26 protein-coding genes and 1 tRNA gene are annotated in these 23,128 nt (G+C 71.3%); 15 read left to right on the top strand and 12 right to left on the bottom strand.

All coding sequences use genetic code 11. The annotated features are described in order from the left end of the window. Positions 1-144 precede the first annotated feature (144 nt). Complete coding sequence (locus ABZV06_RS07065; protein WP_007455245.1) at positions 145-312, bottom strand: DUF3117 domain-containing protein; 168 nt, start codon at positions 310-312, stop codon at positions 145-147. A gap of 190 nt (positions 313-502) precedes the next feature. On the opposite strand from ABZV06_RS07065, the gene ABZV06_RS07060 reads away from it, so the two are divergent. The 4 genes from ABZV06_RS07060 to ABZV06_RS07045 are packed head-to-tail and all read left to right on the top strand — an operon-like array spanning position 503 to position 4,734. Next, positions 503-1,321: a PaaX family transcriptional regulator C-terminal domain-containing protein gene (locus tag ABZV06_RS07060; RefSeq protein ID WP_355244410.1), complete on the top strand. Its 819-nt coding sequence runs from the start codon at positions 503-505 to the stop codon at positions 1,319-1,321. A 4-nt stretch (positions 1,322-1,325) separates the two neighbouring features. Then, positions 1,326-2,117 (top strand): enoyl-CoA hydratase-related protein, encoded by a 792-nt coding sequence (locus tag ABZV06_RS07055; protein WP_355244407.1) that lies wholly within the window; start codon positions 1,326-1,328, stop codon positions 2,115-2,117. Positions 2,118-2,176: 59 nt separating this feature from the next. Continuing rightward, positions 2,177-3,475: a DUF1800 domain-containing protein gene (locus tag ABZV06_RS07050; RefSeq protein WP_355619330.1), complete on the top strand. Its 1,299-nt coding sequence runs from the start codon at positions 2,177-2,179 to the stop codon at positions 3,473-3,475. Positions 3,476-3,492: 17 nt separating this feature from the next. Continuing rightward, a complete protein-coding gene (locus ABZV06_RS07045) occupies positions 3,493-4,734 on the top strand; it encodes a DUF1501 domain-containing protein (RefSeq protein ID WP_355619327.1) in 1,242 nt (413 codons plus the stop codon). A gap of 1 nt (position 4,735) precedes the next feature. Here the strand turns inward: ABZV06_RS07045 and ABZV06_RS07040 are convergent, their stop codons facing one another. Genes ABZV06_RS07040 through ABZV06_RS07025 form a run of 4 tightly spaced genes read right to left on the bottom strand, consistent with a single transcriptional unit; the run spans position 4,736 to position 7,149 of the window. After that, entirely contained in the window at positions 4,736-5,359 is a 624-nt protein-coding gene (locus tag ABZV06_RS07040; RefSeq protein ID WP_355619325.1) for a hypothetical protein, read from the bottom strand. Positions 5,360-5,384: 25 nt separating this feature from the next. Next, a complete protein-coding gene (locus ABZV06_RS07035) occupies positions 5,385-5,954 on the bottom strand; it encodes a DNA-3-methyladenine glycosylase I (protein WP_355244395.1) in 570 nt (189 codons plus the stop codon). A gap of 53 nt (positions 5,955-6,007) precedes the next feature. Next, positions 6,008-6,505, bottom strand: a complete 498-nt coding sequence (locus ABZV06_RS07030; protein ID WP_355244392.1) for an SRPBCC family protein — start codon at positions 6,503-6,505, stop codon at positions 6,008-6,010. After that, a complete protein-coding gene (locus ABZV06_RS07025) occupies positions 6,502-7,149 on the bottom strand; it encodes a DivIVA domain-containing protein (RefSeq protein WP_355619322.1) in 648 nt (215 codons plus the stop codon). Before ABZV06_RS07025 ends, ABZV06_RS07030 begins: the two co-directional genes overlap by 4 nt. A 154-nt stretch (positions 7,150-7,303) precedes the next feature. Here ABZV06_RS07025 and folP point away from each other — a divergent pair, with 154 nt between their 5' ends. Continuing rightward, positions 7,304-8,173 carry a dihydropteroate synthase gene (folP, locus tag ABZV06_RS07020; protein WP_355244386.1) on the top strand — a complete coding sequence of 290 codons (870 nt, stop codon included), beginning with the start codon at positions 7,304-7,306 and terminating at the stop codon, positions 8,171-8,173. A gap of 27 nt (positions 8,174-8,200) precedes the next feature. Here the strand turns inward: folP and ndhC are convergent, their stop codons facing one another. Further along, on the bottom strand, positions 8,201-8,578 hold the full coding sequence (gene ndhC, locus ABZV06_RS07015; protein ID WP_007455225.1) for an NADH-quinone oxidoreductase subunit A: 378 nt from the start codon (positions 8,576-8,578) through the stop codon (positions 8,201-8,203). 128 nt (positions 8,579-8,706) lie between these two features. Between ndhC and ABZV06_RS07010 the strand changes: the two genes are divergently transcribed. From ABZV06_RS07010 to ABZV06_RS07000, 3 genes are all read left to right on the top strand, one after another. Then, on the top strand, positions 8,707-10,140 hold the full coding sequence (locus ABZV06_RS07010) for a hypothetical protein (RefSeq protein ID WP_355244383.1): 1,434 nt from the start codon (positions 8,707-8,709) through the stop codon (positions 10,138-10,140). Positions 10,141-10,363: 223 nt separating this feature from the next. After that, positions 10,364-12,211: a 2-oxoacid:acceptor oxidoreductase subunit alpha gene (locus ABZV06_RS07005; RefSeq protein WP_355244380.1), complete on the top strand. Its 1,848-nt coding sequence runs from the start codon at positions 10,364-10,366 to the stop codon at positions 12,209-12,211. Next, the gene (locus ABZV06_RS07000) at positions 12,204-13,238 is read left to right on the top strand and encodes a 2-oxoacid:ferredoxin oxidoreductase subunit beta (protein ID WP_355244378.1); all 1,035 of its coding nucleotides are present in this window, start codon (positions 12,204-12,206) and stop codon (positions 13,236-13,238) included. Before ABZV06_RS07005 ends, ABZV06_RS07000 begins: the two co-directional genes overlap by 8 nt. Before the next feature lie 66 nt (positions 13,239-13,304). Here ABZV06_RS07000 and ABZV06_RS06995 read toward each other — a convergent pair whose 3' ends face one another. Beyond that, the gene (locus ABZV06_RS06995; RefSeq protein ID WP_355619319.1) at positions 13,305-13,949 is read right to left on the bottom strand and encodes an NAD(P)H-dependent oxidoreductase; all 645 of its coding nucleotides are present in this window, start codon (positions 13,947-13,949) and stop codon (positions 13,305-13,307) included. An 82-nt stretch (positions 13,950-14,031) separates the two neighbouring features. Between ABZV06_RS06995 and ABZV06_RS06990 the strand changes: the two genes are divergently transcribed. Continuing rightward, on the top strand, positions 14,032-14,514 hold the full coding sequence (locus ABZV06_RS06990; RefSeq protein ID WP_355244372.1) for a MarR family winged helix-turn-helix transcriptional regulator: 483 nt from the start codon (positions 14,032-14,034) through the stop codon (positions 14,512-14,514). Between the two features lie 10 nt (positions 14,515-14,524). Here the strand turns inward: ABZV06_RS06990 and ABZV06_RS06985 are convergent, their stop codons facing one another. Continuing rightward, on the bottom strand, positions 14,525-15,538 hold the full coding sequence (locus ABZV06_RS06985; RefSeq protein WP_355244369.1) for a potassium channel family protein: 1,014 nt from the start codon (positions 15,536-15,538) through the stop codon (positions 14,525-14,527). A 164-nt stretch (positions 15,539-15,702) separates the two neighbouring features. Here ABZV06_RS06985 and ABZV06_RS06980 point away from each other — a divergent pair, with 164 nt between their 5' ends. From ABZV06_RS06980 to ABZV06_RS06965, 4 genes are all read left to right on the top strand, one after another. After that, positions 15,703-16,290: a helix-turn-helix transcriptional regulator gene (locus ABZV06_RS06980; protein ID WP_355619417.1), complete on the top strand. Its 588-nt coding sequence runs from the start codon at positions 15,703-15,705 to the stop codon at positions 16,288-16,290. Positions 16,291-16,427: 137 nt separating this feature from the next. Further along, positions 16,428-17,027, top strand: a complete 600-nt coding sequence (locus ABZV06_RS06975; protein WP_355619316.1) for an ATP-dependent Clp protease proteolytic subunit — start codon at positions 16,428-16,430, stop codon at positions 17,025-17,027. Between the two features lie 55 nt (positions 17,028-17,082). Further along, a complete protein-coding gene (locus ABZV06_RS06970) occupies positions 17,083-17,850 on the top strand; it encodes a hypothetical protein (RefSeq protein ID WP_355619313.1) in 768 nt (255 codons plus the stop codon). Between the two features lie 141 nt (positions 17,851-17,991). Beyond that, positions 17,992-18,342, top strand: a complete 351-nt coding sequence (locus ABZV06_RS06965; RefSeq protein WP_355619310.1) for a DoxX family protein — start codon at positions 17,992-17,994, stop codon at positions 18,340-18,342. 262 nt (positions 18,343-18,604) lie between these two features. Here ABZV06_RS06965 and ABZV06_RS06960 read toward each other — a convergent pair. After that, positions 18,605-18,680 (bottom strand) — tRNA-Arg (locus tag ABZV06_RS06960). 152 nt (positions 18,681-18,832) lie between these two features. Then, entirely contained in the window at positions 18,833-19,636 is an 804-nt protein-coding gene (locus ABZV06_RS06955) for a VOC family protein (protein ID WP_355234959.1), read from the bottom strand. A gap of 554 nt (positions 19,637-20,190) precedes the next feature. Here ABZV06_RS06955 and ABZV06_RS06950 point away from each other — a divergent pair. Then, positions 20,191-21,810, top strand: coding sequence for a serine/threonine-protein kinase (locus ABZV06_RS06950; RefSeq protein WP_355619307.1), 1,620 nt, complete (start codon positions 20,191-20,193; stop codon positions 21,808-21,810). 33 nt (positions 21,811-21,843) lie between these two features. Here ABZV06_RS06950 and ABZV06_RS06945 read toward each other — a convergent pair whose 3' ends face one another. After that, positions 21,844-22,074, bottom strand: a complete 231-nt coding sequence (locus ABZV06_RS06945; RefSeq protein ID WP_355234964.1) for a TetR-like C-terminal domain-containing protein — start codon at positions 22,072-22,074, stop codon at positions 21,844-21,846. A gap of 137 nt (positions 22,075-22,211) precedes the next feature. Here ABZV06_RS06945 and ABZV06_RS06940 point away from each other — a divergent pair, with 137 nt between their 5' ends. After that, positions 22,212-22,361, top strand: coding sequence for a hypothetical protein (locus tag ABZV06_RS06940; protein ID WP_355619304.1), 150 nt, complete (start codon positions 22,212-22,214; stop codon positions 22,359-22,361). 88 nt (positions 22,362-22,449) lie between these two features. Here ABZV06_RS06940 and ABZV06_RS06935 read toward each other — a convergent pair whose 3' ends face one another. Then, positions 22,450-23,103 (bottom strand): CGNR zinc finger domain-containing protein, encoded by a 654-nt coding sequence (locus tag ABZV06_RS06935; protein ID WP_355619302.1) that lies wholly within the window; start codon positions 23,101-23,103, stop codon positions 22,450-22,452. Positions 23,104-23,128 lie beyond the last annotated feature (25 nt).

Raw genomic sequence — 23,128 nt, 5'->3', positions numbered from 1 at the left:
GAACCGCACCTCCAGGAGATTTCACAGAGTGGATCGGGCCACTGCCCGTGCACAGATATGAAGACCCTGAGCCACCGGCGATCCCGGTGGCTCAGGGTCCAAGAAACGCTCCGACCGGCGTACGCCGTCCGGGTCGTCCCTCACTCAGCCGGCGGCTGCCTTCAACGCGTCACCGAGCGCGTTGGCCTCGTCGGGAGTCATCTCGACGACGAGCCGGCCACCGCCCTCCAGCGGGACCCGCATGACGATGCCCCGACCCTCCTTGGTGACTTCCAGCGGACCGTCGCCCGTCCGCGGCTTCATCGCCGCCATGTTGTCTCCCCTCAGACCTACACCAGGGTCGGTGGGTTGCCCCACAGCCACTTCGTCACGACCACCCGCAACGCTCGCGGGGGTGTCGACAGACGATTTTCCCTGATGAACACCGCCGGACCCAAACCGGAGCAGCATTGATGTAACAGCATCTAGCTTATCTTGAGAAGGCCTGTCACAATGTGCGGTCATGCAGGCACGGTCGGCACTCTTCGACCTGTACGGCGACCACCTCCGGCCGAGGGGTGGCCGCGCACCGGTCGCCGCCCTGGTCAAGCTACTGGCGCCGTTGGGAATCGCGCCGCCCGCCGTTCGCACCGCCGTGTCCCGGATGGTGCGTCAAGGCTGGCTCGACCCGCTCCGGCTGGCCTCCGGACCGGGATATTCGATCACACCAAAAGCCGCTCGACGACTCGACGAGGCGGCGGCCCGGATCTACCGAACCGGCCGGGTCACCTGGGACGGCCGGTTCGATCTGCTCGTACTCGACGCGCCGGGCTCCCGGCGGGACCGGCAGCGACTCGCCGCCACCCTCAGCTTCCTCGGGTACGGCACCCTCGACGAACAGACGTGGGTGGCGACCCGGCCCGGCGAGGACGTCGACCTGCTGCTGGCCGAGGCCGGCATCCGGTTCGAGCGGTTTACCGCCGCACACTTCTCCGGCACCCCCGGCGCGATGGGCGTCGTCCGCCGCGCGTGGGACCTGGCCGAGATCGGCCGGGCGTACGAGCGGTTCGTCGCCGACCAGCGCCCGCTCCTGAGCGCGGTCACCGTTCGCAGCAGCGACGAGGAGGCGTACGCGGTCCGGTTCCGGCTCGTGCACGCGTGGCGTACCTTCCTGTTCCGGGACCCGCAGCTCCCTCCGGCGCTGCTGCCCGAGCGCTGGCCCGGCACCGCCGCGGCCAGCTTCTTCGACCGGCACGCGGCCCGCCTGCGTCCGGCCGCCGACCGGTACGTCGAGCAGTGCCTCGACGCCGGCAACCGCATCGTTCGACAGAAGGGTCGTTAGACACGTGACCGAGCCGTTGCTCGTCGACCGGACCGACGCCGTCGTCACCCTCACGCTGAACCGGCCGCAGGCGATGAACGCGCTCGACGTCGCGTTGAAGGAGGCGCTGCGGGACACCCTGGCGGAGCTGGAGACGGACCGGTCGTGCCGAGCGGTCGTGCTGGCCGGGGCGGGCGGGTCGTTCAGCGCCGGCCAGGACCTGCGCGAGCACGTCTCGACGCTCGAGAACGGCTCGAACGACCCGCTGGGCACCGTCCGGGTGCACTACAACCCGATCGCCGCCCGGCTGGCCAACCTGCCCAAGCCGGTCGTGGCCGCGGTACGCGGCATGGCCGCCGGGGCGGGCGCGTCGCTGGCCTTCCTGGCCGACATCCGCATCGGCGGGCCGAGCACCAGCTTCCTGATGGCTTTCGCCAAGGTCGGCCTGGCCGCCGACACCGGCGCCTCCTGGACCCTGCCCCGGCTGGTCGGCCACGCCAAGGCGGTCGAGCTGCTGATGCTGGCCGAACCGGTCCGCGCCGAGGAGGCCTGCCGGCTGGGGCTGCTCACCCGACTGAAGGACGACGACGAGCAGGTGCTGCCGGCCGCACAGGAACTGGCCGCTCGGCTCGCCGCCGGCCCCACCATCGCGTACGGGGCGATCAAGCGGCAGCTCTCGATCGCCGACGCCGGCACGCTCGCCGACGCGCTCTCGGCCGAGGCCCAGGCCCAGGCCATCTGCGGCGCCACCGCCGACCACAAGGCGGCCACCCTCGCGTTCGTCGCCAAGCAGAAACCGGTCTTCGAGGGACACTGAACGCGATTCGCACCCCATCCTTACCGTCCTCGTACGCGGGCCGCCTAGCGTCGACGTCCATGAGCGATCGTGAAGCGGTGGCGCACCTGCTGCGTCGGGCCACCTTCGGGCCGACCGCCGACGAGGTGGACGCGGCCGAGCGGGCCGGTGCGGCGGCGACCCTGGACACTCTGCTCGCCCCCGGGCGAGCCGACCGGGGCGCGGCGGCCACGCCACCGCCGGCCCTGCCCGCCGACCCGTACGCCGCGCTGACCAAGGAGTCCACCCGCGAGCAGCGGCAGAAGGCCAACGCCCAGCGCAAGGAGCAGCTTCAGCAGGTGACCCTGTGGTGGCTTGACCGGATGGTCGCCGCCGAGGACGGGCTCACCGAGAAGTTGCTCTTCTTCTGGCACGGGCACTGGGCGACGAGCGCCCAGAAGGTCAAGTCGGCGCGGATGATGCTGGGCCAGTTGGAGACGCTGCGCCGGCACGGACGCGGGCCGTTGGCCCCCCTGGTCGCCGCGATGGTGCGCGACCCGGCACTGATCATCTGGCTGGACGGGCAGAAGAACACCCGTAAGGCGCCGAACGAGAACCTGGCGCGCGAACTGATGGAGCTGTTCACCCTCGGCATCGGCGGTTACACCGAGGCCGACGTGAAGGCCGGCGCGCGGGCGCTGACCGGCTGGACGGTCGACCGCCGTACCGGAGCCGCCAGCTTCGAGGCCAAACGACACGAACCCGGGGAGAAGACGATCCTCGGACAGTCCGGCCGCTTCGACGCCGAGGCGTACGCCAAACTGCTGACCGCCCAGCCGGCGGCGGCGACGTTCGTGGCCCGACGGCTCTGGTTCCGGTACGCCGGCACCGACGTCCCGACGCCGGACAGCCTGGCCGGCGCGGACACCGTCGCCACGCTGCGCGCGGTGTTCTCGTCGCCGGCCTTCGCCCAGACCCGCGGCACCCTGGTCAAACAGCCCGTGGAGTGGATGGTCGGCGCGCTGCGGCAGCTCGGCATCCGCCCCAAGGAGTTGCCCGAGCAGCAGCGCAAGCAACTGCTGAGCGGCCTGAACGCGCTGGACCAGGTGCCGCTGCGACCGCCGAGCGTCGGCGGCTGGCCGGCCGGCGCGGCCTGGCTGACCACCTCGTCGTTGCAGGGTCGACTGCGGCTGGCCGGGATGCTCGCCGCCGCAGCCGCCCCGGCGGTGCTGGGCCGGCTGACCGCCGCGCCCGCCGCCGGCCGGGCGGACGCCCTCGCCCGGCTGCTGGTCGTCGACGGTTGGGGCGCCCGCACCCGGGCCGCCCTCACCCCACTGGCCGGCGAACCCCGCAAGCTGCTGGCCGCCGGCCTGGTCAGCCCCGAGTACACCGTCAGCTGAGCGGAGGAGTCGCGAAGATGGACGCCCTGACCCGACGTAAGTTCCTGCTCACCAGCGGGGTGGTCGGCGCCGGCGCGCTGGCCGCCGGCGCTGGCGCGTACAGCCTGCGGGACCTGCTGGACACCGCCGGTGACCGCGATCCGCAGTCGCAGACGCTGGTCCTGGTCACGCTCTACGGCGGAAACGACGGCCTGAACACCGTCATCCCGTACGGCGACCCGGCCTACCGGGCGGCCCGCCCCGAACTGGCCTACCCCGACGGCGAGGTGCGCCGCCTCGACGACGACTTCGGCCTCAACCCGGCGATGGAGGGCCTGCACAAGCGGTGGTCCAACGGCGGACTGGCGATCGTGCGCGGGATCGGCTACCCGAAGCCGGACCGCAGCCACTTCCGGTCGATGGACATCTGGCACACGGCGCAACCGGACCGGCCGGGCACCACGGGTTGGCTCGGTCGCTGGCTGGACCGGGCGGGCGGAGACCCTCGGCTCGCGGTCTCGTTCGAGCCGGCGCTGCCGCCGCTGCTGGCCGGTGAGCGCAGCGCGGGCGCGGCCGTGCCGGTCACCGACCGCAAGGCCGCCAAGGGGCTGTCGGTGGAGACGTTGAAGGCGTTCTCCGCCGCCGAGGCTGGCGAGTCGTCGGCCCGCGCCCGTGCCGCCGCCTGCTTCGCCGACATGCGCTCGGTGGACGAGATGATCCGCGAGGTCCGCGACTCCGGCGACCCGGACACGGCGGACCCGGACGGCGAGCAGGCCCCGGCCACCGCCACGGGCGGGGCGCGTACGCCTCTCGACGCGCAACTCGACCTGGTCGCACAGTGCGTGGAGGCCGGGGTGTCGACCCGGGTCTTCTCCGTGTCCCTGGGCGGCTTCGACACCCACGCCGACGAGAAGCAGTTGCAGGCCGTGCTGCTGGGCCAGCTCGACCGGGCGTTGACCGGGTTCGCCGACCGGATGAGCCGCACCGAGGCGGGCCGCAAGGTGGTGGTGGCCGTCTACTCCGAGTTCGGCCGGCGGGTCCGGGCCAACGCCTCCGACGGCACCGACCACGGCACCGCCTCGGACATGCTGCTGCTCGGCGCGGGAGTGCGCGGCGGCTGGCACGGGGACGCGCCCAGCCTCACCGACCTCGACGACGGGGACCTGAAATTCACGACCGACTTCCGGGACGTCTACGCCACGCTGCTGGAACGTGTGCTGGGCGCCGATCCGGGCCCGGTGCTCGCCGACTGGCGCGGACGTCTCGACAAGCTGTTCTAGCTTAGTCGTCCTCTTCCGGGTCCTGGTTGGCCTCCGCGCCGAGCACGAACGCCTGCATGGCCAGCTCGTCGCCGGACGGTGCGACGAAGGCGGGCAGCTCCCGCGGCCCCAGCTCCTGCACGTACGACCAGAACAGGCGTACCGCCTCGGCCGGCGTGCCGGCCTCGATCGGCAGGTCCAGGCTGACCAGCCAGGTACGCCGGGCCGGGGGCGGGCCGAGTTGGTCGGCCAGCGCCCGGAAGGCGGCCGGGTCCAGGGCGGTGACCGGCCCGTCGAGGGTCAGCAGGTCGGCCGGCACCGGCTCGTCGAAGGCCCGCCGGGTGTACGTCACGACGAGCGTCTCCGGCTCGACCGGCGACTGCGGATCGTCCGGGTCCTCGCGGTGACGCCGGGTCGGCGCGCTGACCCGGCCGAGGGCCACCAGGCGCGGCGGCGCGTCGGCCAGCACGGCCACCCGGTCACCGGGTTCCGGCCGCCCGGTCTCGCTCAGGCCGGTCAACCTCAGCGAGTCGTGGTGCACGAGCCGCTCGGCCTCGTAACGCGCGGCGGGCAGCAGCACCGCCCAGGTGCCCGGCCCGTCTGCGTGGCCGGACCCGTCGGCCCGGTACGCGGTCTCGGTCGTCATGCCTGCCATCCCATCACGCCGTCCGTCAGCGGGTGACGTGACAGCCGACGATGTGATCGTCGACCATCCCGGTGGCCTGCATGAGGGCGTACGCCGTGGTGGGGCCGACGAAGCGGAAGCCGCGCTTCTTGAGCGCCTTGGCCATCGCCGTCGACTCGGCGGTGATCGGCGCCAGCTCGGCGAACGAGGCGGGACGGGCCGGCCGCCGCTCCGGCGCGTACGACCAGAGCAGCGCGGACAGTCCGTCGGGCAGGTCCAGGGCGGCGCGGGCGTTGGCGATCGCCGCCTCGATCTTGGCCCGGTTGCGGACGATGCCGGCGTCGGCGAGCAGCCGGACCACGTCGGTGTCGTCGTAACCGGCCACGGTGGGGATGTGGAACTCGTCGAAGGCCAGCCGGAACGCCGGTCGCTTGCGCAGGATGGTCAGCCACGACAGCCCGGACTGGAACGCCTCCAGGGTCATCCGCTCGTAGAGCGCGTCGTCGCCGTGCAGCGGCCGCCCCCACTCCGTGTCGTGGTAGACGGCGTAGTCCGGGGTGCTCGCCCCCCAGGCGCAGCGGGCCAGCCCGTCGGCGCCGATCACCAGGTCACTCACGTCGCACACGCTAGGCCATCGGACCGACAGCCGGACTCACCGGCGGCACGTGGTCAGGGCAGGCGGCCCTGCTCGACCAGCCGCGCGAACCTCTTCAGCGCCTGGGTGAGGCCGAACTTGGAGCCGGGCCAGAGCACCGGCCACGCCAGTCGACCGGCCCGACCGCCCGGCAGGTGGAACCACTCGTGCCAGACGACCTGGGTGCGGGCCTGGCCGAGCTCGGTGCAGCGCAGGACGCCGGGGCCGCGCAGTACCTGGCCGTGGTGCACCACGCCGATCTCGTACGGCTCGTCCACCCGGACCACCCGCATCTCGTCGCGGAGCGTCGCCCGGCCGAGCGCGGTCACCGCCTCGATCCGGCTGCCCTCGCGCCCGTCGCCCTCGACGACCCGGACCCGGGTGAACGGAATCCAGTCCGACTGCCGTTCCCAGGCGAGCAGCGCGGCGAAGACGCGGGGCGCCGGGGCGTTCACGATGACCGTGGCGGTCACCTCACCGGCGCCGGGTTGGGCCGCCTCCTGAAGATCATCAACGCCCTCCGGGCCGGTCACGCCGACTCCGACCGGACCACCGCGCCGTGCGGTCCGACACCCCCGGCCGGCTCGATCTCGGCCTCGGCGGCATCGGTCGACTCGTCGTCGCCGGAGGTGCGCACGCCCGCCTCGTCGTCGCCGGAGGAGCGCACACCCGCGTCGTCGGCGGCCGGCGCCACACCGTCGGCGTCCGCCGCCGAGGAGGTGGCTGACGGAGAGCCGCCCAAGCCGACCGGCGTCGCCTCGTCGTCGGCGAGTGACGCGTCCGCGTCCGGCTCGGTGGCGGCGGCGTCCGGCGTCGCGACGGCGGCCTGCTCGCGCGCCCGGCGCAGCACCTCCGCGTCGTCGGTCCGGCCCTCGCGCAGCGCGATGACCTCGGCCTCCAACACGCCGATCAGTTCGGACTTGTAGCCGATGTCGTAGGCGGCACGGCGCATCGCCTGGTCGACCTGGGACATCCGGTAGCCGCGCAACCCGGTGTCGAACCGGACCGCGCCCACGTCGGATTCGCGCAGCGGCCGGGTGCCCGGCAGCGGGACTGCCTGCGAATCCGGTTCCGTCGGAGCGAGGCCGGGATCGCGGCCACCGACCAGCACCGTCACACCGAAGACGACCGCCGCGACGGTCAACGCCACGACCAGGAGGAGCAGAAGCTGACCCATGCACTGATCGTGGCACGACAGCCCGCCGGTAGCGACCCCACCACCCCGATCACCCATCGACGCCCACGCCCGCCCCGCGCGCGCCCGGGACGGACCGGCTAGCGTCGGTGGCGGCCGGAGCAGCGGCAACGGCGCGCAAGAGGCGGGAGGCGTCATGGCCGGGGCACTTCGGCTTGGTTCGCGGACGTTCGCGCCGGGTGAGCTGGCGGTGATGGCCATCGTCAACCGCACACCGGACTCGTTCTTCGACCGGGGCGCCACCTTCGCCGCGGACAGCGCGCTGCGGGCCGTCGAGCGGGCGGTCGCCGCGGGCGCCGAGATCATCGACATCGGTGGGGTCAAGGCCGGGCCGGGCACCGAGGTGGACGTGGCCGAGGAGATCCGCCGCACGGTGGATACCATCGCCGCCGTACGGGCAGCCTTCCCGCAGGTCGTGATCTCGATCGACACCTGGCGCGCCGAGGTGGCGACGGAGGCGGTGGCGGCCGGCGCGGACCTGCTCAACGACACCTGGTCGGGCGCCGACCCGACGCTCGCCCAGGTCGCGGCGAGCACCGGCGCCGGGCTGGTCTGCTCACACGCCGGCGGGCTCGTCCCCCGGACCCGTCCGCACCGCGCCGCGTTCGACGACGTGGTCGCCGACGTGGTCACGACGGTGACCGGGCTCGCCGAGCGCGCGGTGGCGGCGGGGGTACGCCCCGACGGAATCCTCATCGACCCGGCGCACGACTTCGGCAAGAACACCCGGCACTCGTTGGAGATCACCCGCCGGCTGGACGAGCTGACCGCGACCGGGTGGCCGGTGCTGGTGGCGCTCTCCAACAAGGACTTCATCGGCGAGACGCTCGACCTGCCGGTGGCCGAACGGCTGGAGGGCACGCTCGCCGCCACGGCGGTCTCCGCCTGGCTGGGCGCCCGGGTGTTCCGGGCCCATCAGGTCGGGCCGACCCGTCGGGTGCTGGACATGGTCGCCTCGATCCGCGGCGACCGCCCACCCGTGGCCACCAGACGAGGCTTGGCCTGACCCCACCCGGGGAAATGGGTGGGAGGGTCAGGTCCAGCGGAGGATGTTCCTGCGCCAGGCGTAGAGGATGCCGAGGGCGAGCACCGCGACGAACACCGCCATCTCCACCACCGTGACCAGGCCGAAGCCCGGCCGGTCGAAGACCACCGCCCAGGGGAAGAGGAACACCGCCTCGACCGCGAACAGCACGTACAGGTAGGCGTAGACGTAGTAGCGGATCTGCATCTGCGCCCAGTCCGCGCCGACCGGATCGAGCCCGCACTCGTAGCTGGTCCGCTTGCCGAACGGGTCGGCCGGACGGGCCGGACGTAACACCCGGTTGGCCGAGAACGCCGTCACAAAGAACAGGACACTGACGAGCAGCAAGAGCCCGAGCGTCGCGTACGAGCCCAGGTAACCGGTCACGTCCGGAGCCTACCGCCAGCCCCACAGGGACCGTCCCCAACACGTTACAAATTTGTTTCCGGGTGGGACTAGTGCGCCTGGGCAACTATTAACAAAATTGGACACCTACCCATGTCACCGGAGGACAGATGGCCCGCGTGAAGGTTTCGCCCGATCGCTGGGCCACGGGGCGGCGTTCCACGCACCTGCTGGCGACGTCGCTCGTGCTCGGTTTGCTCACGGCTCTCGCCGTCGCACCGGCGCTCGCCGGCGCCGCGGCGCCGCGCACCGATCCGGTCGCCGCCGTGACGGAGTCGGCACCCGAACTCGACCCGGACCCGGAGAGCTCCGCGCCGCCGGAGCCCACCCCGACCGTGGACGACCCGGGCGATCCGGCGCCCACCGACCCGGCCCCGCCGACCACCGCGCCACCACCGGAGACGACACCGCCGGCACCCCCGCCGACGACCGTGCCGCCGCCACCGGCCACCAGCGCCGCCCCCGCCCCCGGCAATTCCAGCCGGCCCCCGACGCTCGCGCCGCCGGCACCGCCGATCCCCCCGCCCGCGCAGGGCGGCACGCAGGCGCCACCGCCGAGCCCGCTCGGCGTGCAGGTGACCACCGAGGACGTCACCCTCCCGGGGTCGTACTGGAACGCGTCCAGCACGACCACCACGCTGCGGGTCACCGTGGCGAACACCGGCACCTCGGCGCAGCGGGTCCGGCTGTCGTACACCCTGCCGGCCGGGCTGATGGACGCCGGCACGAACGGCTGCGTCGCCGAGGGCGGCGGCGCGTACGGCTGCGGAGCCTGGACGACCGAGGCGGGCACCCGGTTCAGCAGCCTGATCCGGCTGCGCGTCACCGGTGACGCCTGGAAGCGGATGCCGCTCAGCGGCTCGGTGCGGGTCGTCGCGGACGTGCCGGGGATGCCCGGCGAGGTGGCCGACGACCAGGGCTTCGCGGTGCTGTTCCCGCCCGGCCCGCCGGTGCCCGGCATCTCGCTGGCCGCCGACGAGGTCGCGTTCGACATCAGTGGCGCGCAGAGCGCCCTCGCGGTGCGGCTGGGCAACACCGGCACGGTGGACGCCGCCGGCCTGGTGGAGGTGGTCCTGCCGGCGGGAGTGAGCATGGCGACCCCTCCGCCGGGTTGCGTCGCCCTCGACACGTCCCACACCCGGTGCGACGCGGGTCTGCTGTCGGCGGGTGAGACCCGGGAGCTGCGGCTGCCGGTGGAGGCGACACCACAGGCCCAGCGGGAGGCACCCCTGTCCGGGGCGGTGGCCGGTCAGCTCGACCCACGAAACGGCGCGACGCGGCGGATGCAGATGAGTTTCCGCATCACCGCGGCGGCGGCGCTGGCCACGCCGGTCGTCTCGCCGCCCGCGCCGACCGGTTCCCAGGGCGTACTCCCGGCGGGTGCCACCACCGACGACGGCATGACCTCTGTCCAGCGCACCGCGGTCATCCTGGTCGTGGTCTCCGCGCTGCTGGTGGTGCTGGCCCTCACGCTGGCGACCACCTCGTTGCGTCGCCGGTTCGCCGGGCCGACGGCCAGGTCCACGACCCCGCCCACCGACTGACCGATCGATGATCCTGACCGCCGCCGGCCGGGTCGTCGCCGGCTCACCTACGGTGATCTGGATTACGGCGGCGGGGACGAAGCGCCGCATACCGCCGCAATTCTTGCGTTGATCGGGTCTCAGTCGGCGGACCTCCGGGGAGGGTCGGGGGTCCATTCGACGTAGGCTCTCGGTGAGGAACGACAGCGCTTGCGAGCCCGCAGTCGCGAACGAAGGTGGCACAGTGACCAAGCAGATCCGTCAACTCGACCGGGTGGTCATCCGGTTCGCCGGTGACTCCGGCGACGGCATGCAGTTGACCGGCGACCGGTTCACCTCCGAGACGGCGCAGCTCGGCAACGACATCTCCACGCTGCCGAACTTCCCCGCCGAGATCCGGGCCCCCGCCGGGACGCTGCCGGGTGTGTCGAGCTTCCAGGTGCACTTCGCCGACTACGACATCCTGACCCCGGGCGACGCGCCCAACGTGCTCGTGGCGATGAACCCGGCGGCCCTCAAGGCCAACCTGGCCGATCTGCCGCGCGGCGCGGACATCATCGTCAACACCGACGAGTTCACCAAGCGCAACCTGGCGAAGGTCGGCTACCAGAGCAGCCCGCTGGACGACGACTCGCTGGCCGGCTACGTGGTGCACCCGGTGGCGCTGACCTCGATGACGGTCGGCGCGCTGGCCGAGCACCAGGTGTCCAAGAAGGACGCCGAGCGGTCCAAGAACATGTTCGCCCTCGGTCTGCTCTCGTGGATGTACTCCCGGCCGTACGAGTCGACCCTGCGCTTCCTGGAGCGCAAGTTCGCGAAGCGACCGGAGCTGGTCGCCGCAAACGTCGCCGCGTTCAAGGCGGGTTGGAACTTCGGCGAGACAACCGAGGACTTCTCGGTCCGCTACGAGGTCAAGCCGGCCAAGATGCAGCCGGGCACCTACCGCAACATCACCGGCAACGCGGCGCTGTCGCTGGGGCTGGTCGCCGCCGGGGTCCGCTCCGGGCTGCCGGTCTTCCTCGGCGCGTACCCGATCACGCCGGCTTCGGACATCCTGCACGAGCTGAGCAAGCACAAGCGGTTCGGCGTGCTGACCATGCAGGCCGAGGACGAGATCGCCGCGGTGGGCGCGGCGCTGGGCGCCTCCTACGGCGGGTCGCTCGGCGTGACCACCACCAGCGGCCCGGGTGTGGCGCTCAAGAGCGAGACGATCTCCCTCGCGGTGGCGCTGGAGCTGCCCCTGGTGATCGTGGACGTGCAGCGGGCCGGCCCGTCGACCGGCATGCCGACCAAGACCGAGCAGGCCGACCTGAACATGGCGCTGTACGGCCGGCACGGCGAGGCGCCCGTCGCGGTGATCGCGCCCCGGTCACCGTCGGACTGCTTCTTCGCGGCGCTCGAGGCGGCCCGGATCGCGCTTACCTACCGCACGCCGGTGATCCTGCTGTCCGACAACTACGTCGCCAACGGTTCCGAGCCGTGGCTGCTGCCCGACGTGGAGTCGCTTCCCGACCTGCGGGTCGACTTCGCCACCGAGCCCAACGGCGACGACGGCACCACCTTCCTGCCCTATCTGCGTGATCCGGAGACCCTGGCCCGTCCGTGGGCCATCCCCGGCACCGCCGGGCTGGAGCACCGGATCGGCGGCCTGGAGAAGGCCGACAAGACCGGCGACATCTCGTACGACCCGGCGAACCACGACTTCATGGTCCGCACCCGGGCCGCCCGCATCGAGACGATCCCCGTTCCGGACATCGAGGTGGAGGACCCGGACGGCGACGCCCGGGTGCTGGTGCTGGGCTGGGGCTCCACGTACGGGCCGATCGGCGCGGCCTGCCGCGGGGTCCGCCAGCGCGGCCTGTCCATCGCCCAGGCGCACCTGCGGCACCTGGCCCCGATGCCGGCGAACCTCGGCGAGGTGCTGCGCTCCTACGACAAGGTGGTCATCCCGGAGATGAACCTGGGCCAGCTCGCCCACGTCATCCGGGCCCGCTACCTGGTCGACGCGATCAGCTACAACCAGGTCCGCGGTCTGCCGTTCACGGCCGCCGAGCTGGAGACGACGCTGGAAGAGGTCCTGAAGAATGTCTGAGCCCGTCGCCCTCAAGCTCACCGCCAAGGACTTCAAGTCCGACCAGGAGGTGCGCTGGTGCCCCGGCTGCGGTGACTACGCCATCCTGGCGGCCATCCAGCAGTTCATGCCGGAGCTGAACATCCCCCGCGAGCGGACCGTGTTCGTCTCCGGGATCGGCTGCTCGTCGCGGTTCCCGTACTACATGAACACGTACGGCATGCACTCGATCCACGGTCGGGCCCCGGCGATCGCGACCGGCCTCTCGGTGTCCCGGCCGGACCTGTCGGTCTGGGTGGTCACCGGCGACGGCGACGCGCTCTCCATCGGCGGCAACCACCTGATCCACGCGCTGCGGCGCAACGTCAACCTCAAGATCCTGCTGTTCAACAACCGGATCTACGGGTTGACGAAGGGGCAGTACTCGCCCACGTCCGAGGTCGGCAAGGTCACCAAGTCGACGCCGGCCGGTTCCGCGGACGCGCCGTTCAACCCGCTCTCGCTCGCCCTCGGCGCGGAGGCCAGCTTCGTCGGCCGGACCATCGACTCCGACCGCAAGCACCTCCAGTCGGTGCTGCGGGCCGCCGCCGAGCACGAGGGCTCCGCCTTCGTGGAGATCTACCAGAACTGCAACATCTTCAACGACGGGGCGTTCGACCAGCTCAAGGACCCGTCGACCCGGGACGACTACCTGATTCGCCTGGAGCACGGCCAGCCGATCACCTTCGGTGCGGACGGGCGGTTCTGCGTGGTGCACCCGCCGGGCGCGTTCGGCCTGGAGGTCCGGGAGACCAGCTCCGTACGCCCCGAGGAGATCGTCGTGCACGACGCGACGGTGGCCGACCCGGCGTACGCGTTCGCGCTGTCCCGGCTGCCCGGCCTGGACCTGCGGAACACCCCGATCGGGGTGTTCCGTTCGGTGGACCGGCCGTCCTACGACAGCGTGGTGCAGGAGCAGTTGGCGACGGCCAGGGCCACGGTCACCGAGACTCCGGAGCAGCAGCTCGCCGGCCTGCTGGGCAGCGGCGACACCTGGACGATCGTCTGACCTGTCCGACCTGAACGAAAGCGGCCGTCCCACCGGGGCGGCCGCTTCCGTCGTACGGGTGTCGTCTCAGCGCTGGGCCGAGGCCGGCGTCCACAGGTTGTCGATCTCCTTCTGCGCGGCCGCCAGGCTGGCCTCGTGCAGCGGGATCAGCTCGGCCATCGCCGGCACCGTGGGCGCCAGGGTCAGCTCCGCGCTGATGAAGCGCGGCTGCAGGCCGGTCATCGAGAGGCCGTGCGGGAGCCACTGCTCCGCGTGGTCCCAGCCGTGCCGCGGGGTGCCCTCGCCGTAGCCGCCACCCCGGGTGGCCACCACCACGAACTCACGACCGCTGAGCAGGCCCTCCTGGGTCGTCGGGTCGTAGCTGAGGCCGGCGACGATCAGGTGGTCGACCCAGGACTTGACGCTGCTGGGGGCTCCGAAGTTGTAGAGCGGCAGCCCGAGCAGGACCACGTCGGCCCGCTTCACCTCGTCGACCAGGCGCTCGCTGAGCTGCCAGGACTCGCGCTGGGCCGGGGTGTGCTGGTCCGGCGGCGTCATCCGCGCCAGCCCGCCGTCGGAGTCCAGGTGCGGCAGCGGCTCGGCGCCCAGGTCGCGGTAGGTCACCGTGCCGTCGGGGTGCGCCGCACGCCAGGTGGCGGCGGCCCGGGCGGTGAGCTGCCGGCTGACCGACCAGTCGCCCCGAATACTCGAATCGATATGCAGCAGGTTCATGATTCCTCCTCCAAGGATCGTCTGTGTTGCACAAACTATTTATAGCAGGCAGATGTTCCGACGCGTCGGTAGACTGGGTCACATGTCCGCCCTGCCGCTGGATCCCTCGGAGCACCGCTCGGGTGCCCTGCTGGACCACCTGGCGCGGCGGATGCGGCTACGGGCCGAGTCGGTGCTGGCGCCACTGGGGCTGCGACCGCGTCACCTGGTCGCGCTCACGGTGCTGCGGGCGGGCGGCGGCATCAGCCAGCAGGCCCTCGCGAGCACCCTGGAAATGGACAGCACCAACATCGTCGGGCTGCTCAACGACCTCGAAGCGAAGGACCTCGTCGAGCGCAGGCGGTCACCCCAGGACCGGCGACGGCACGTCGTCGAACTGACCGAAGGCGGCACAAAACGCCTCAAAGAGGCAGAATGTGCTCTCGCGGGTGCCGAGGACGAGGTGTTGGGAGCGTTGGAGCCGGCCGAGCGGGAGACGCTCTACGAGTTGCTACGGCGGGCCGCCACCACGACACCGATCAGCTGCACCGAGGCACTGAGCGCCCCTGATCCGGGCGCCTGCTGACGCGCGTACGTCAGACCGTGGCCGTGGACTGCGGACGGTCGTCCCGGACATGCACCAGCATGTCGCCGGTCTCGATCACCGCGCCGGCCTTGTCGGCCAGGGTGACCACCTTGCCGCGCCGCACCAGGGCGATCACCAGTGAGTCCAGCTCGCGCGGTGAGCGACCCACCTCGTCCCGCTCCGCCGAGCGCATCGCCAACGCCATGCCCTGCCCCGGCGTGAGCAGATCCTCCACCACGTCGATCAGCGGCGGCGCCGAGGTCGAGAGACCGAGCAGACGGCCGGCCGTCGCCGACGAGACGATCACGTGGTGCGCGCCGCTCTGCTTGAGCAGCGGGGCGTTCTCCGCCTCCCGCGCCGCCGCGATGATCCGCACCTGCCCGGCGGTGAGCTGCCGGACGGTCAGCGCCACCAGCACCGACGCGTCGTCGCTGTCGGTCGCGATGATCACTGCCTTGGCGTTCTTGACGTGCGCCTCGTTGAGCACCGACGACCTGGTCGCCGACCCCTCGATCGCCACCAACCCGGCCGACGTGGCCTGCCGCAGTGCGACGCTGCTGCGCTCCACCACCACGATCCGCGACCGGTCCAGACCGTTCTCCAACAGCGCGTTGACCGCGCTGCGACCCTTGGTGCCGTAGCCGCAGATGATGACGTGGTCCTTCACGACTCTCCTCCACCGCGACAGGCGACGGCCGGTCCGGTACTGCTCGGTCAGAACTTCCAGGGTGGTGCCGACCAGGATGATCAGGAAGAGCACCCGAGCCGGCGTGACGAACAGGACGTTGACCAGCCGGGCCGACTGCGCGGCCGGGGTGATGTCCCCGTAGCCGGTGGTGGAGAGCGAGACGACCGCGTAGTAGAAGCAGTCGAGCAGGGTGAGGCCGTCCTCGTTGACGTCGCGGTAGCCGTCCCGGTCCAGGTAGACCGCCGCCACCACGGCGAAGACCAGACCCAGGGCGGCCGCGAGCCGGAGGCTCAGCGCGCTCAGTGGGCCCCGGCGCTGCGCGGGAAAATGGATCACCGTCGAACCTGCTCCGCCGCCGTCGCCTGCACGCCCACAACATAGCGGGTACGTCGTACACCGCACGTCGGGGTGGCCGGCGCGCCTGGACGGGACGACCGGCACGGGTGAGAGAGGGCATGATGGGGGTGTTGCACCGGGACGACCGCGAGAGTGAGGCCCCCATGTCGTTGCTGCGACGAGTGATCGGCGGGGTGCTGCGCCGGCTGCGCCAGAGCCAGGGCAGAACGCTGCGCGAGGTGGCCGAGGCCGCCGGTGTCTCCGTGCCCTACCTGTCCGAGGTCGAGCGCGGGCGCAAAGAAGCCTCGTCGGAGATCCTGGCGGCGATCTGCCGGGCGCTCGGCATCCAACTCTCCGATCTGCTCGAAGCGGCGCGCGACGACCTGCGCCGGGTCGAGCGTCGGATCCCCGCCGCACCTCGGGCCGCTCTGGCCCGGCTGGAGCGGGTGCCCTCGCCACGTAACGAGACCGGTGCGGCGTTCCGGATCGGATTCCAGCCGGGTGGGGCGACACCACCCGTGGCCGCCGCCCCGGCCCCCGTCCGGCAGCCGGCCGGGCCGGTGCTGCGACTCGGCGGGCCGATCCTGCACCTCGGCGGTCCAGCCTCGCCCGTCGGGTCGACCGTCGGAGGAGCGGGGCTGCGGGTCCGGCTGATCGCCTCCGCGCCGGCCGGGCGCCCCGGTCCGCGTACCGTGAAGATGCTGGCCTGCCGCCGGGCCCGAGCGGGCCGGCGGCAGCTGACCCTCGTGTAGGTCGGCCGGGGTTCTGCCCTGGGCGGATCTGCCGCCGGCAGAATCCCTGGTCCGCGACCGCCGCCGCGCGCACCCTTGGAGGTGCCGGTCCACCGGGCGGTCCCGCCGCCCGCCGGCACGGCGGAGGGTGGCGACAGATGATCGGGTACGGCGTACGGATGCTGGACGGCGGGCAACCGACCTTCGGTGACCAGGTGTTCGAGCGGTTGCTGCGCGAGCGGATCGTCTTCCTCGGCACCGAGGTGACCGAGGAGTCGGCCAACCAGATCTGCGCGCAGATCCTGCTGCTCGCGGCCGAGGACGCCGACCGGGACATCTACCTCTACATCAACTCGCCGGGCGGCTCGGTGAGCGCCGGAATGGCGGTCTACGACACGATGCGCTACGTCCGCAACGACGTGGCCACGCTCGCGCTCGGGTTCGCCGGGTCGATGGGGCAGTTCCTGCTCTGCGCCGGCGCTGCCGGCAAACGGTACGCGCTGCCGCACTCCCGGATCATGATGCACCAGCCGTCGGGTGGAATGGGCGGCACCGCCTCGGACATCACCATCCAGGCCGAGAACATGCTGCACGTCAAGCGCACCATGCAGGAGCTGATCGCCCAGCACAGTGGACGCACGCTCGACGAGATCCAGCGCGACTGGGACCGGGACCGCTGGTTCACCGCCGAACAGGCCAGGGAGTACGGGCTCGTCGACCGGGTGCTCAGCCGCGCCGAACAACTGCCGACAGACTGACCCCCGGCGATGGCTGTCCCCCCGAGAGTGGATCTCGTTGGTTAGGGTCGCGTCTATGCGCCGACTGATCCCTGCCCTTTCGATTGCCCTCGCCGCCGTCCTCGTGGCCGGCTGCGGCACCACGTCCGGCGACAGCGGAGGGTCCGGCCCCTCCGCCGCTCCCACCACGCCCAAACTCGAACCGGTCGCCGCCGTCCGGCAGGCCATGGACCGCAGCCTGGCCGGCACGGTCACCATGGACGCCTCGGTCAAGGCCGGCACCCAGTCGATCACCCTGACCGGCAAGGTGGACCCCGCCGCCAAGGCGATCCACGTCACCGGCACCGCCCCGGAGCCGATCGAGGCCCGCCTCATCGGCGACGCCGCCTACATCAAGTCGGACGAGCTCGACGGCGACAAGCCCTGGATGAAGATCGACCTCAACAAGCTCCGTCCGGCCAGCTCGCTGCGCCAGTCGTTCGACCTCAAGGCACAGACCGGCATCATCGGCGGCATCGTGACCGCCCAGGAGGTGAGCCCCGGCCGCTACAGCGGCACCGCCGACCTGAACAAGGCCGCCTCGGCCGCCAGCAGCGACGGCGGCATGCGCGAGGGCCTCGAGTCCACCGCCAAGCTGGCGAAGGACCCGAAGACGATCCCCTTCGAGGCGACCGTCGACGCCGACGGCCGGCTCACCGCGCTGTCGTACACGGTTGCCACGAAGAGCGTCGGCGACCTCGTCACCGACATGAAGATGAGCGGCTTCGGCGAGAAGGTCACCGTGACCGCCCCGCCGGCCGCCGACACCGAGGCGGCCTCCGCCGAGATGTACAAGTTCCTCTGACCCCTGCTACAGCGCGGTGCCCTCCGGGACGACCCGGAGGGCACCGCCCTTTTCCGGCTGGCCTCTTCGGCTGGGTGTTCCGCACGCGTAACGTTTCGCGGCGCTGCCCCGTCCCTGAGGTGACAACCACAGGGAGGGTCCATGTTCGCCACATACGTGACAGTCACCATCATCGCCTCGGTGTTCACCGCCATCGCCGCAGTCACCTACCTGATCGGCCACGACTACCCGAAGGCCCAGGCCGACATGAAGCGGGTGCCACACTCCTGGCTGCCCGTGCTGGGCACGCTGCTGGCGGCCGGATCGGTGGGACTGCTGGCCGGATTCGCCGTACCGCTGCTGGGGACACTCGCGGCAGCGGGACTGGTGTTGTACTTCGTCGGGGCGCTGATCGCACACCTGCGCGTGGGGTCACGCAAGCTCGTCGGATGGACGGTCTTCTTCGTCACGGTGCTGGCCGCGCTGATCGTGAACGTGGCCTACCACTGGTGATCGTCGAGGCGCCCTCGCCCTCCTCCGCCTCCGTCACGTCAAGGTCGCCGAGGACGAGGGTGACGGCGTGAGCGTTCACGGAGCGTTCAGGCGGCGGTGCCGGGGGCGCTGCAGTAGGCCGGTGTCACTGCCCGCTATTACGCCCGCGCGATCGATTCCCGCAATGCGGAGCTGGCCGCTCACCTGGACAAGGTCGGACGGGGACGATCGGGCACGGAAGCCACGCACAGACGAGAAATGATCGGTGATCAAGGCTCTGACCTGGTGCCCCCGGCAGGATTCGAACCTGCGACACACGGTTTAGGAAACCGATGCTCTATCCCCTGAGCTACGGGGGCGCGAGGGCCAAGTCTAGCGACCTTGGGGTTCCCCTGGGTGGCAGGGAGTGGCCCTCGCGTACCCGCGCCTCCCGCACCCCTGTCCGCCCAGTCCAGGAGCACGCCGGGTCCGGGAGCTGATCGCTGCGACCGGACCCGGCGGCACCCGGCCGTCAGCCGTTCATCTTGGCGAGGTGCCGCTCCTTCGCCTGAGCGAACACCTGCTTCACGGGGTCGAGCGCCTGGACGAACTCCAACTGCTCACCCTCCGGACCCTTGCAGTAGATCAGGGCCCAGCCGTTCGACTTGCCCTCCCGGATCTTGTTGGTGTTGGAACTCGCCGGCGCGGCGAGACGGGCCGCGTCGGTTCGTACCGTCACGACCCGGTTGGCCTTGACCTGGCTCATGCCACGTCGGGCGCTCTCGGCCTCCAGGTCGGCGATGAACTTGTTGAAGTCGACGTCGTCGCGGATGTGGAAGCAGATGTGCATGGAACGCGGGTAGGCCGGGCTCATCCGGTCGCGCGGCTCCGCGAAACTCCGGCCGGTGCCCTGCGGCTGGTTCGCGTCGCGGTACTGCAGGAGTTCGATCACCACGTTGTCGAACTGCACGAACCGTACGTCGAGACGCTGTTGTCCACCGGCCAGGTCCGGAACCCCGATCGATTTCGGATCGACCTTCTGTTCGGCGGCGAGAATCTCCTGGTCGGTGAGGATCGTGTTGTGGATCGCCTGCCCCTGGAAGTCGCCGTCCCGCATCACCTCGGTGCCGCCGAGCACCTCGGTGTAGAACTCGAACGCACGCTCCATGTTGTCGACCGTCAAGCCGAAGTGCTGGATGCCCTGCAGGCGCAGGCCGAGCGCGACGCCGTCCGGGTTCGGTCGGGATGCCGGCGTGCTCGGCGCGGCCGGAGCGGCGCCGCTCTTCGCGGCCTCGCAGCCGGCCACAGTGGCCAGCGCGGCACCTGCGCCGGCCACCGCGAACAGGCTACGCCGAGAGATTTTCGACGAGGTCACTTCTTCCACCCTGACATCCCTTCGAATGACCGCCCTACGGATGCCTATTAGTTTGATGCGCGCGAATTGACGAACACTTCATTTCCACTTCAGCCGAGCGCGACCAATGAGCCCAAGAAATAATTGAGAATGGCACGTTTAAGCAGCTCGCCCATTGGGAACTACCGCCGAAAATGCAGCCCACACTTTCCCGCACGGGAAGTTGTTCCCCGATCGGGACTGAACACCGGAAGTCCGACGAGTTACCGCGCGACTGTGGATTTCGAGAACTACGTCGGGGACGTCACCAACCCGAACGCGCTCCGGGCCGCGGTCGACGGCATCGGCTGATGCAGCCGCCGGCAGCGCATCGGAGACGCCTACCGCGGCTCGCCCACCCGAGCACCCGGGTCCAGGCGGCATCGACGACGTTGGGTGGGCGGACGATAGGCTGCGGGCGGCGTCCGACTGACCTAAGGGGAACGGGTGATAGGCGGAACGGTTCCCGTGGTGGTCGCGGCCTGCGGACGTCCGGCGTGAACGACGGGCTGCGTCCCGGTGACCCGGTCCGCCTGGGCGCGTACGACGTGCTGGGCCGGCTCGGTGACGGTGGCATGGGCACTGTCTTCCTGGCCCGCTCGCCGCAGGGACGGCGGGTGGCGGTCAAGGTCGTCCGTCCGGAACTCTCGCACGACGAGGAGTTCCGGGGTCGGTTCCGTAGCGAGGTGAACCGCGCGCGCCAGGTCCCACCGTTCTGCACCGCCGAGGTCCTGGACGCCGACCCGGACCATCACCCGCCGTACCTGGTGGTCGAGTACGTCGAGGGCCCCAGTCTGGCGCAGGTGATCCGGGAGCAGGGGCCGCTGGGGGCGGCGCAGCTGCACAGCATCGCGGTCGGTGTGGCTACCGCGCTCACGGCCATCCATGGCGCCGGGGTCATCCACCGGGACCTGAAGCCGGCGAACGTCCTGGTGGCGCCGGGCGGGATCAAGGTCATCGACTTCGGTATCGCCCGAGCGTTCGAGGCGACGAGCCAGCACACCCGGACCAACCAGATGGTCGGGACCGTCTCGTACATGGCTCCGGAGCGGTTCGACACGGCGTCCGGCCGCCCGGTGGGCCCCGCTGCGGACATCTTCGCCTGGGGTGCCGTGGTCGCCCACGCCGCGACCGGCCGCAACCCGTTCGGGGGCGACTCCGCTACGGCCACCGCGATGCGGATTCTCACTCAGCCCCCGGATCTGGCCGGGCTCGGTGGGCCGTTGCGGGAGTTGGTCTCCCGGGCGTTGGAGAAGGACCCCGCTGCTCGGCCCACCGCCCGGGAGTTGCTCGACGGACTGTTGACCGCGGAGCGTCCGGAAGGTGCTGGCGGGCCGGCGCAACGCCCGGACGCGATGCCGGCGGCGAGCGTCCTGCGCGCTTCCGGTGGTGATGACCAGGGCCGGCAGTCGCCACCGCCGAGTGTGTCCACGACCGGTCGCGCCGGTTGGCACCGGCGTGGCTGGCTCACCGCGCTGGGGGCGTCCGCCGCGGTGATCGCGGTGGTGGTGTCCGCCTTCCTGGTCGGTCCGCGACTACTGCGTGGAGGTTCCAAACCGGATCGAGCCGGCTCGACGGCGGCTGGCGGCCCGGGAACGAGCGCGCCGGCCGCCACCCCGTCCACGGTCGCATCGGGCAAGCCGTCGGTGTCACCGTCGAAGAGCACGGACCCGACCCAGGCCATACTGACCGGTCAGCGGCGAATCCTGCTGCACGCGGTGGAGATCGACCGAGACCTGAAGCTGCCGTTCCACGGCGAGCTCGAGGTCGGTGACGGAACCGGCAAGGACGCGGTCTTCGTGCTCGAACCGGTCGGCGTCGATTTCATGATCAAATCGATGAACCCGGACATCGCCCACCGACCGTGCCTCGGCGTCAAGATCGATTCCCAGGGGTACGCGTCGCTGGTGGGCGCCGAGTGTTACGCGACCGCGGCAACGGTTTTCGCCATATCCCGTGAGGGCAAGGACGACAAGGGACGCACGTCCTACGCCATCGTCAGCGACGAGTACGGCGTGGTGCAGTGGAGCCCGACCAAGAAGGCGATCTACGTCGAGCACCTCGGCGACGCCCCGCTCGACACCACGTTCAGCCTGGTCGACCGGGGCGCGGCCTGACTCGCGCCGGAAGAGGCCCGTCCAGCCTCGCCGTCAGCGCAGCAGCGCCAGCCGGTCGATGACGGAGTCGCGCAGCCCGGGTGGCCACGGAAACAACGGCGCCGCCACCCGGAGCTGAGCGAACCCGTGCAACCCGACCCAGAGCGCCGTCGCGTCGGCGAAGGGGTCCACGCTGGTCGAGCGTCCCGCCGCGACACAGTCGGCGAGCGTACGCCGGAAAATCTCGAAGGCTCCCATGCCGAGAACCGCCAGCTCGTCCGTCATGGCCGGAGACCGCTCAAGGGCCTGCCCGGCATCCCAGACGGCACCGAACATTCGCCGCGCTCTTCGCCCTGCTCACGATCAGGCCACGTCAAGCCGCCGGCGTCGGGGAGATCGTCCTCGTCGGCAAGGCCGCTCTCGTGGTGTTCGGGGCGCTGATCGGAGACGTCCCCGAGGCACGCCTGTCGGCCATCATCGACTTCGGACTCGTCGCCGTCGTCGCGACGGCCTACGTGCTGTGCCGCGGCTGGCTGGCGTGGCGTCCCGCGACAACCAACCGGACCCGGTGACGGGAACGGTCGGGCTTCCAGGCCGCGCCGCGACGAAGCCGCAGCGGAACACCGGACCGTTCCGACAGGGCGGATGCCGATCGGATGCCTACGAGCGCGGGGGTCGGCCCGCGCGGCGGCGCTCGGTGAGCCGTCGCGCCTTCACCGTATTGCCGCAGTCAGCCATGCGGCACCAGCGACGGGAGCCGTTGCGGCTCTGATCCAGAAACAGCCAGCCACAGCCACCTTCGCGTACGGGGCAGCGGTGCACCCGGGTCAGGTCGGCCGTCAACATGAGGTCGAGGGCGGCCTCGGCGATCCGGTCGGGCACCACCATGGCTGGCACCGTGCCGTAGGCCAGCCGTACCCCCGACGGGTCGAGCACGAGTCGTGCGCGGGCGGCAGCGCCGGCCCAGCGCTCGTGCAGTGCGACCAGAGCGGCACCGGCCTCGACGGGATCGCCTGCCGTGCCACCGTCCGCGTCGGTGATCAGCGAAAGCATCACGAGATGCAGCCCTTCGCGGATGTCCCGTACGGCGACGAGCCCCGCGTGCGCTGCTGCCGGCTCGTCGTGCCACGCCCGGTCGACCTGGTCGGCCTCCCCGTCGCTGAGCACGCCCACCCGGACCGACCAGCGCAGCAGGTCGGAGCTGTCGGACAGGTGGTCGTGGGGCGACGAACCGCCCCCGCGCTCAAGGGTGTTGACCAGATCCAGCACCGGATGCCCGCCGACCAACGGCAGTTCGGACACATCGAGTGGCATGCGGACGAGGCTACCACCGAAGCCG

The organism is Micromonospora sp. NPDC005172 (assembly GCF_040608555.1).
Classification (GTDB): domain Bacteria; phylum Actinomycetota; class Actinomycetes; order Mycobacteriales; family Micromonosporaceae; genus Micromonospora.
Note: the sequence above shows the minus strand (reverse complement) of the source record. Positions and strands in the feature narration are given on the sequence as shown.

Bases quoted from the DNA above. Each gene is read 5' to 3' on its own strand.
- ABZV06_RS07065 (WP_007455245.1), bottom strand. From the start codon at position 312: ATGGCGGCGATGAAGCCGCGGACGGGCGACGGTCCGCTGGAAGTCACC.
- ABZV06_RS07060 (WP_355244410.1), top strand. From the start codon at position 503: ATGCAGGCACGGTCGGCACTCTTCGACCTGTACGGCGACCACCTCCGG.
- ABZV06_RS07050 (WP_355619330.1), top strand. From the start codon at position 2,177: ATGAGCGATCGTGAAGCGGTGGCGCACCTGCTGCGTCGGGCCACCTTC.
- ABZV06_RS07045 (WP_355619327.1), top strand. From the start codon at position 3,493: ATGGACGCCCTGACCCGACGTAAGTTCCTGCTCACCAGCGGGGTGGTC.
- ABZV06_RS07040 (WP_355619325.1), bottom strand. From the start codon at position 5,359: ATGACGACCGAGACCGCGTACCGGGCCGACGGGTCCGGCCACGCAGAC.
- ABZV06_RS07025 (WP_355619322.1), bottom strand. From the start codon at position 7,149: ATGGGTCAGCTTCTGCTCCTCCTGGTCGTGGCGTTGACCGTCGCGGCG.
- folP (WP_355244386.1), top strand. From the start codon at position 7,304: ATGGCCGGGGCACTTCGGCTTGGTTCGCGGACGTTCGCGCCGGGTGAG.
- ABZV06_RS07010 (WP_355244383.1), top strand. From the start codon at position 8,707: ATGGCCCGCGTGAAGGTTTCGCCCGATCGCTGGGCCACGGGGCGGCGT.
- ABZV06_RS07000 (WP_355244378.1), top strand. From the start codon at position 12,204: ATGTCTGAGCCCGTCGCCCTCAAGCTCACCGCCAAGGACTTCAAGTCC.
- ABZV06_RS06995 (WP_355619319.1), bottom strand. From the start codon at position 13,949: ATGAACCTGCTGCATATCGATTCGAGTATTCGGGGCGACTGGTCGGTC.
- ABZV06_RS06990 (WP_355244372.1), top strand. From the start codon at position 14,032: ATGTCCGCCCTGCCGCTGGATCCCTCGGAGCACCGCTCGGGTGCCCTG.
- ABZV06_RS06980 (WP_355619417.1), top strand. From the start codon at position 15,703: ATGTCGTTGCTGCGACGAGTGATCGGCGGGGTGCTGCGCCGGCTGCGC.
- ABZV06_RS06975 (WP_355619316.1), top strand. From the start codon at position 16,428: ATGATCGGGTACGGCGTACGGATGCTGGACGGCGGGCAACCGACCTTC.
- ABZV06_RS06970 (WP_355619313.1), top strand. From the start codon at position 17,083: ATGCGCCGACTGATCCCTGCCCTTTCGATTGCCCTCGCCGCCGTCCTC.
- ABZV06_RS06965 (WP_355619310.1), top strand. From the start codon at position 17,992: ATGTTCGCCACATACGTGACAGTCACCATCATCGCCTCGGTGTTCACC.
- ABZV06_RS06945 (WP_355234964.1), bottom strand. From the start codon at position 22,074: ATGACGGACGAGCTGGCGGTTCTCGGCATGGGAGCCTTCGAGATTTTC.
- ABZV06_RS06935 (WP_355619302.1), bottom strand. From the start codon at position 23,103: ATGCCACTCGATGTGTCCGAACTGCCGTTGGTCGGCGGGCATCCGGTG.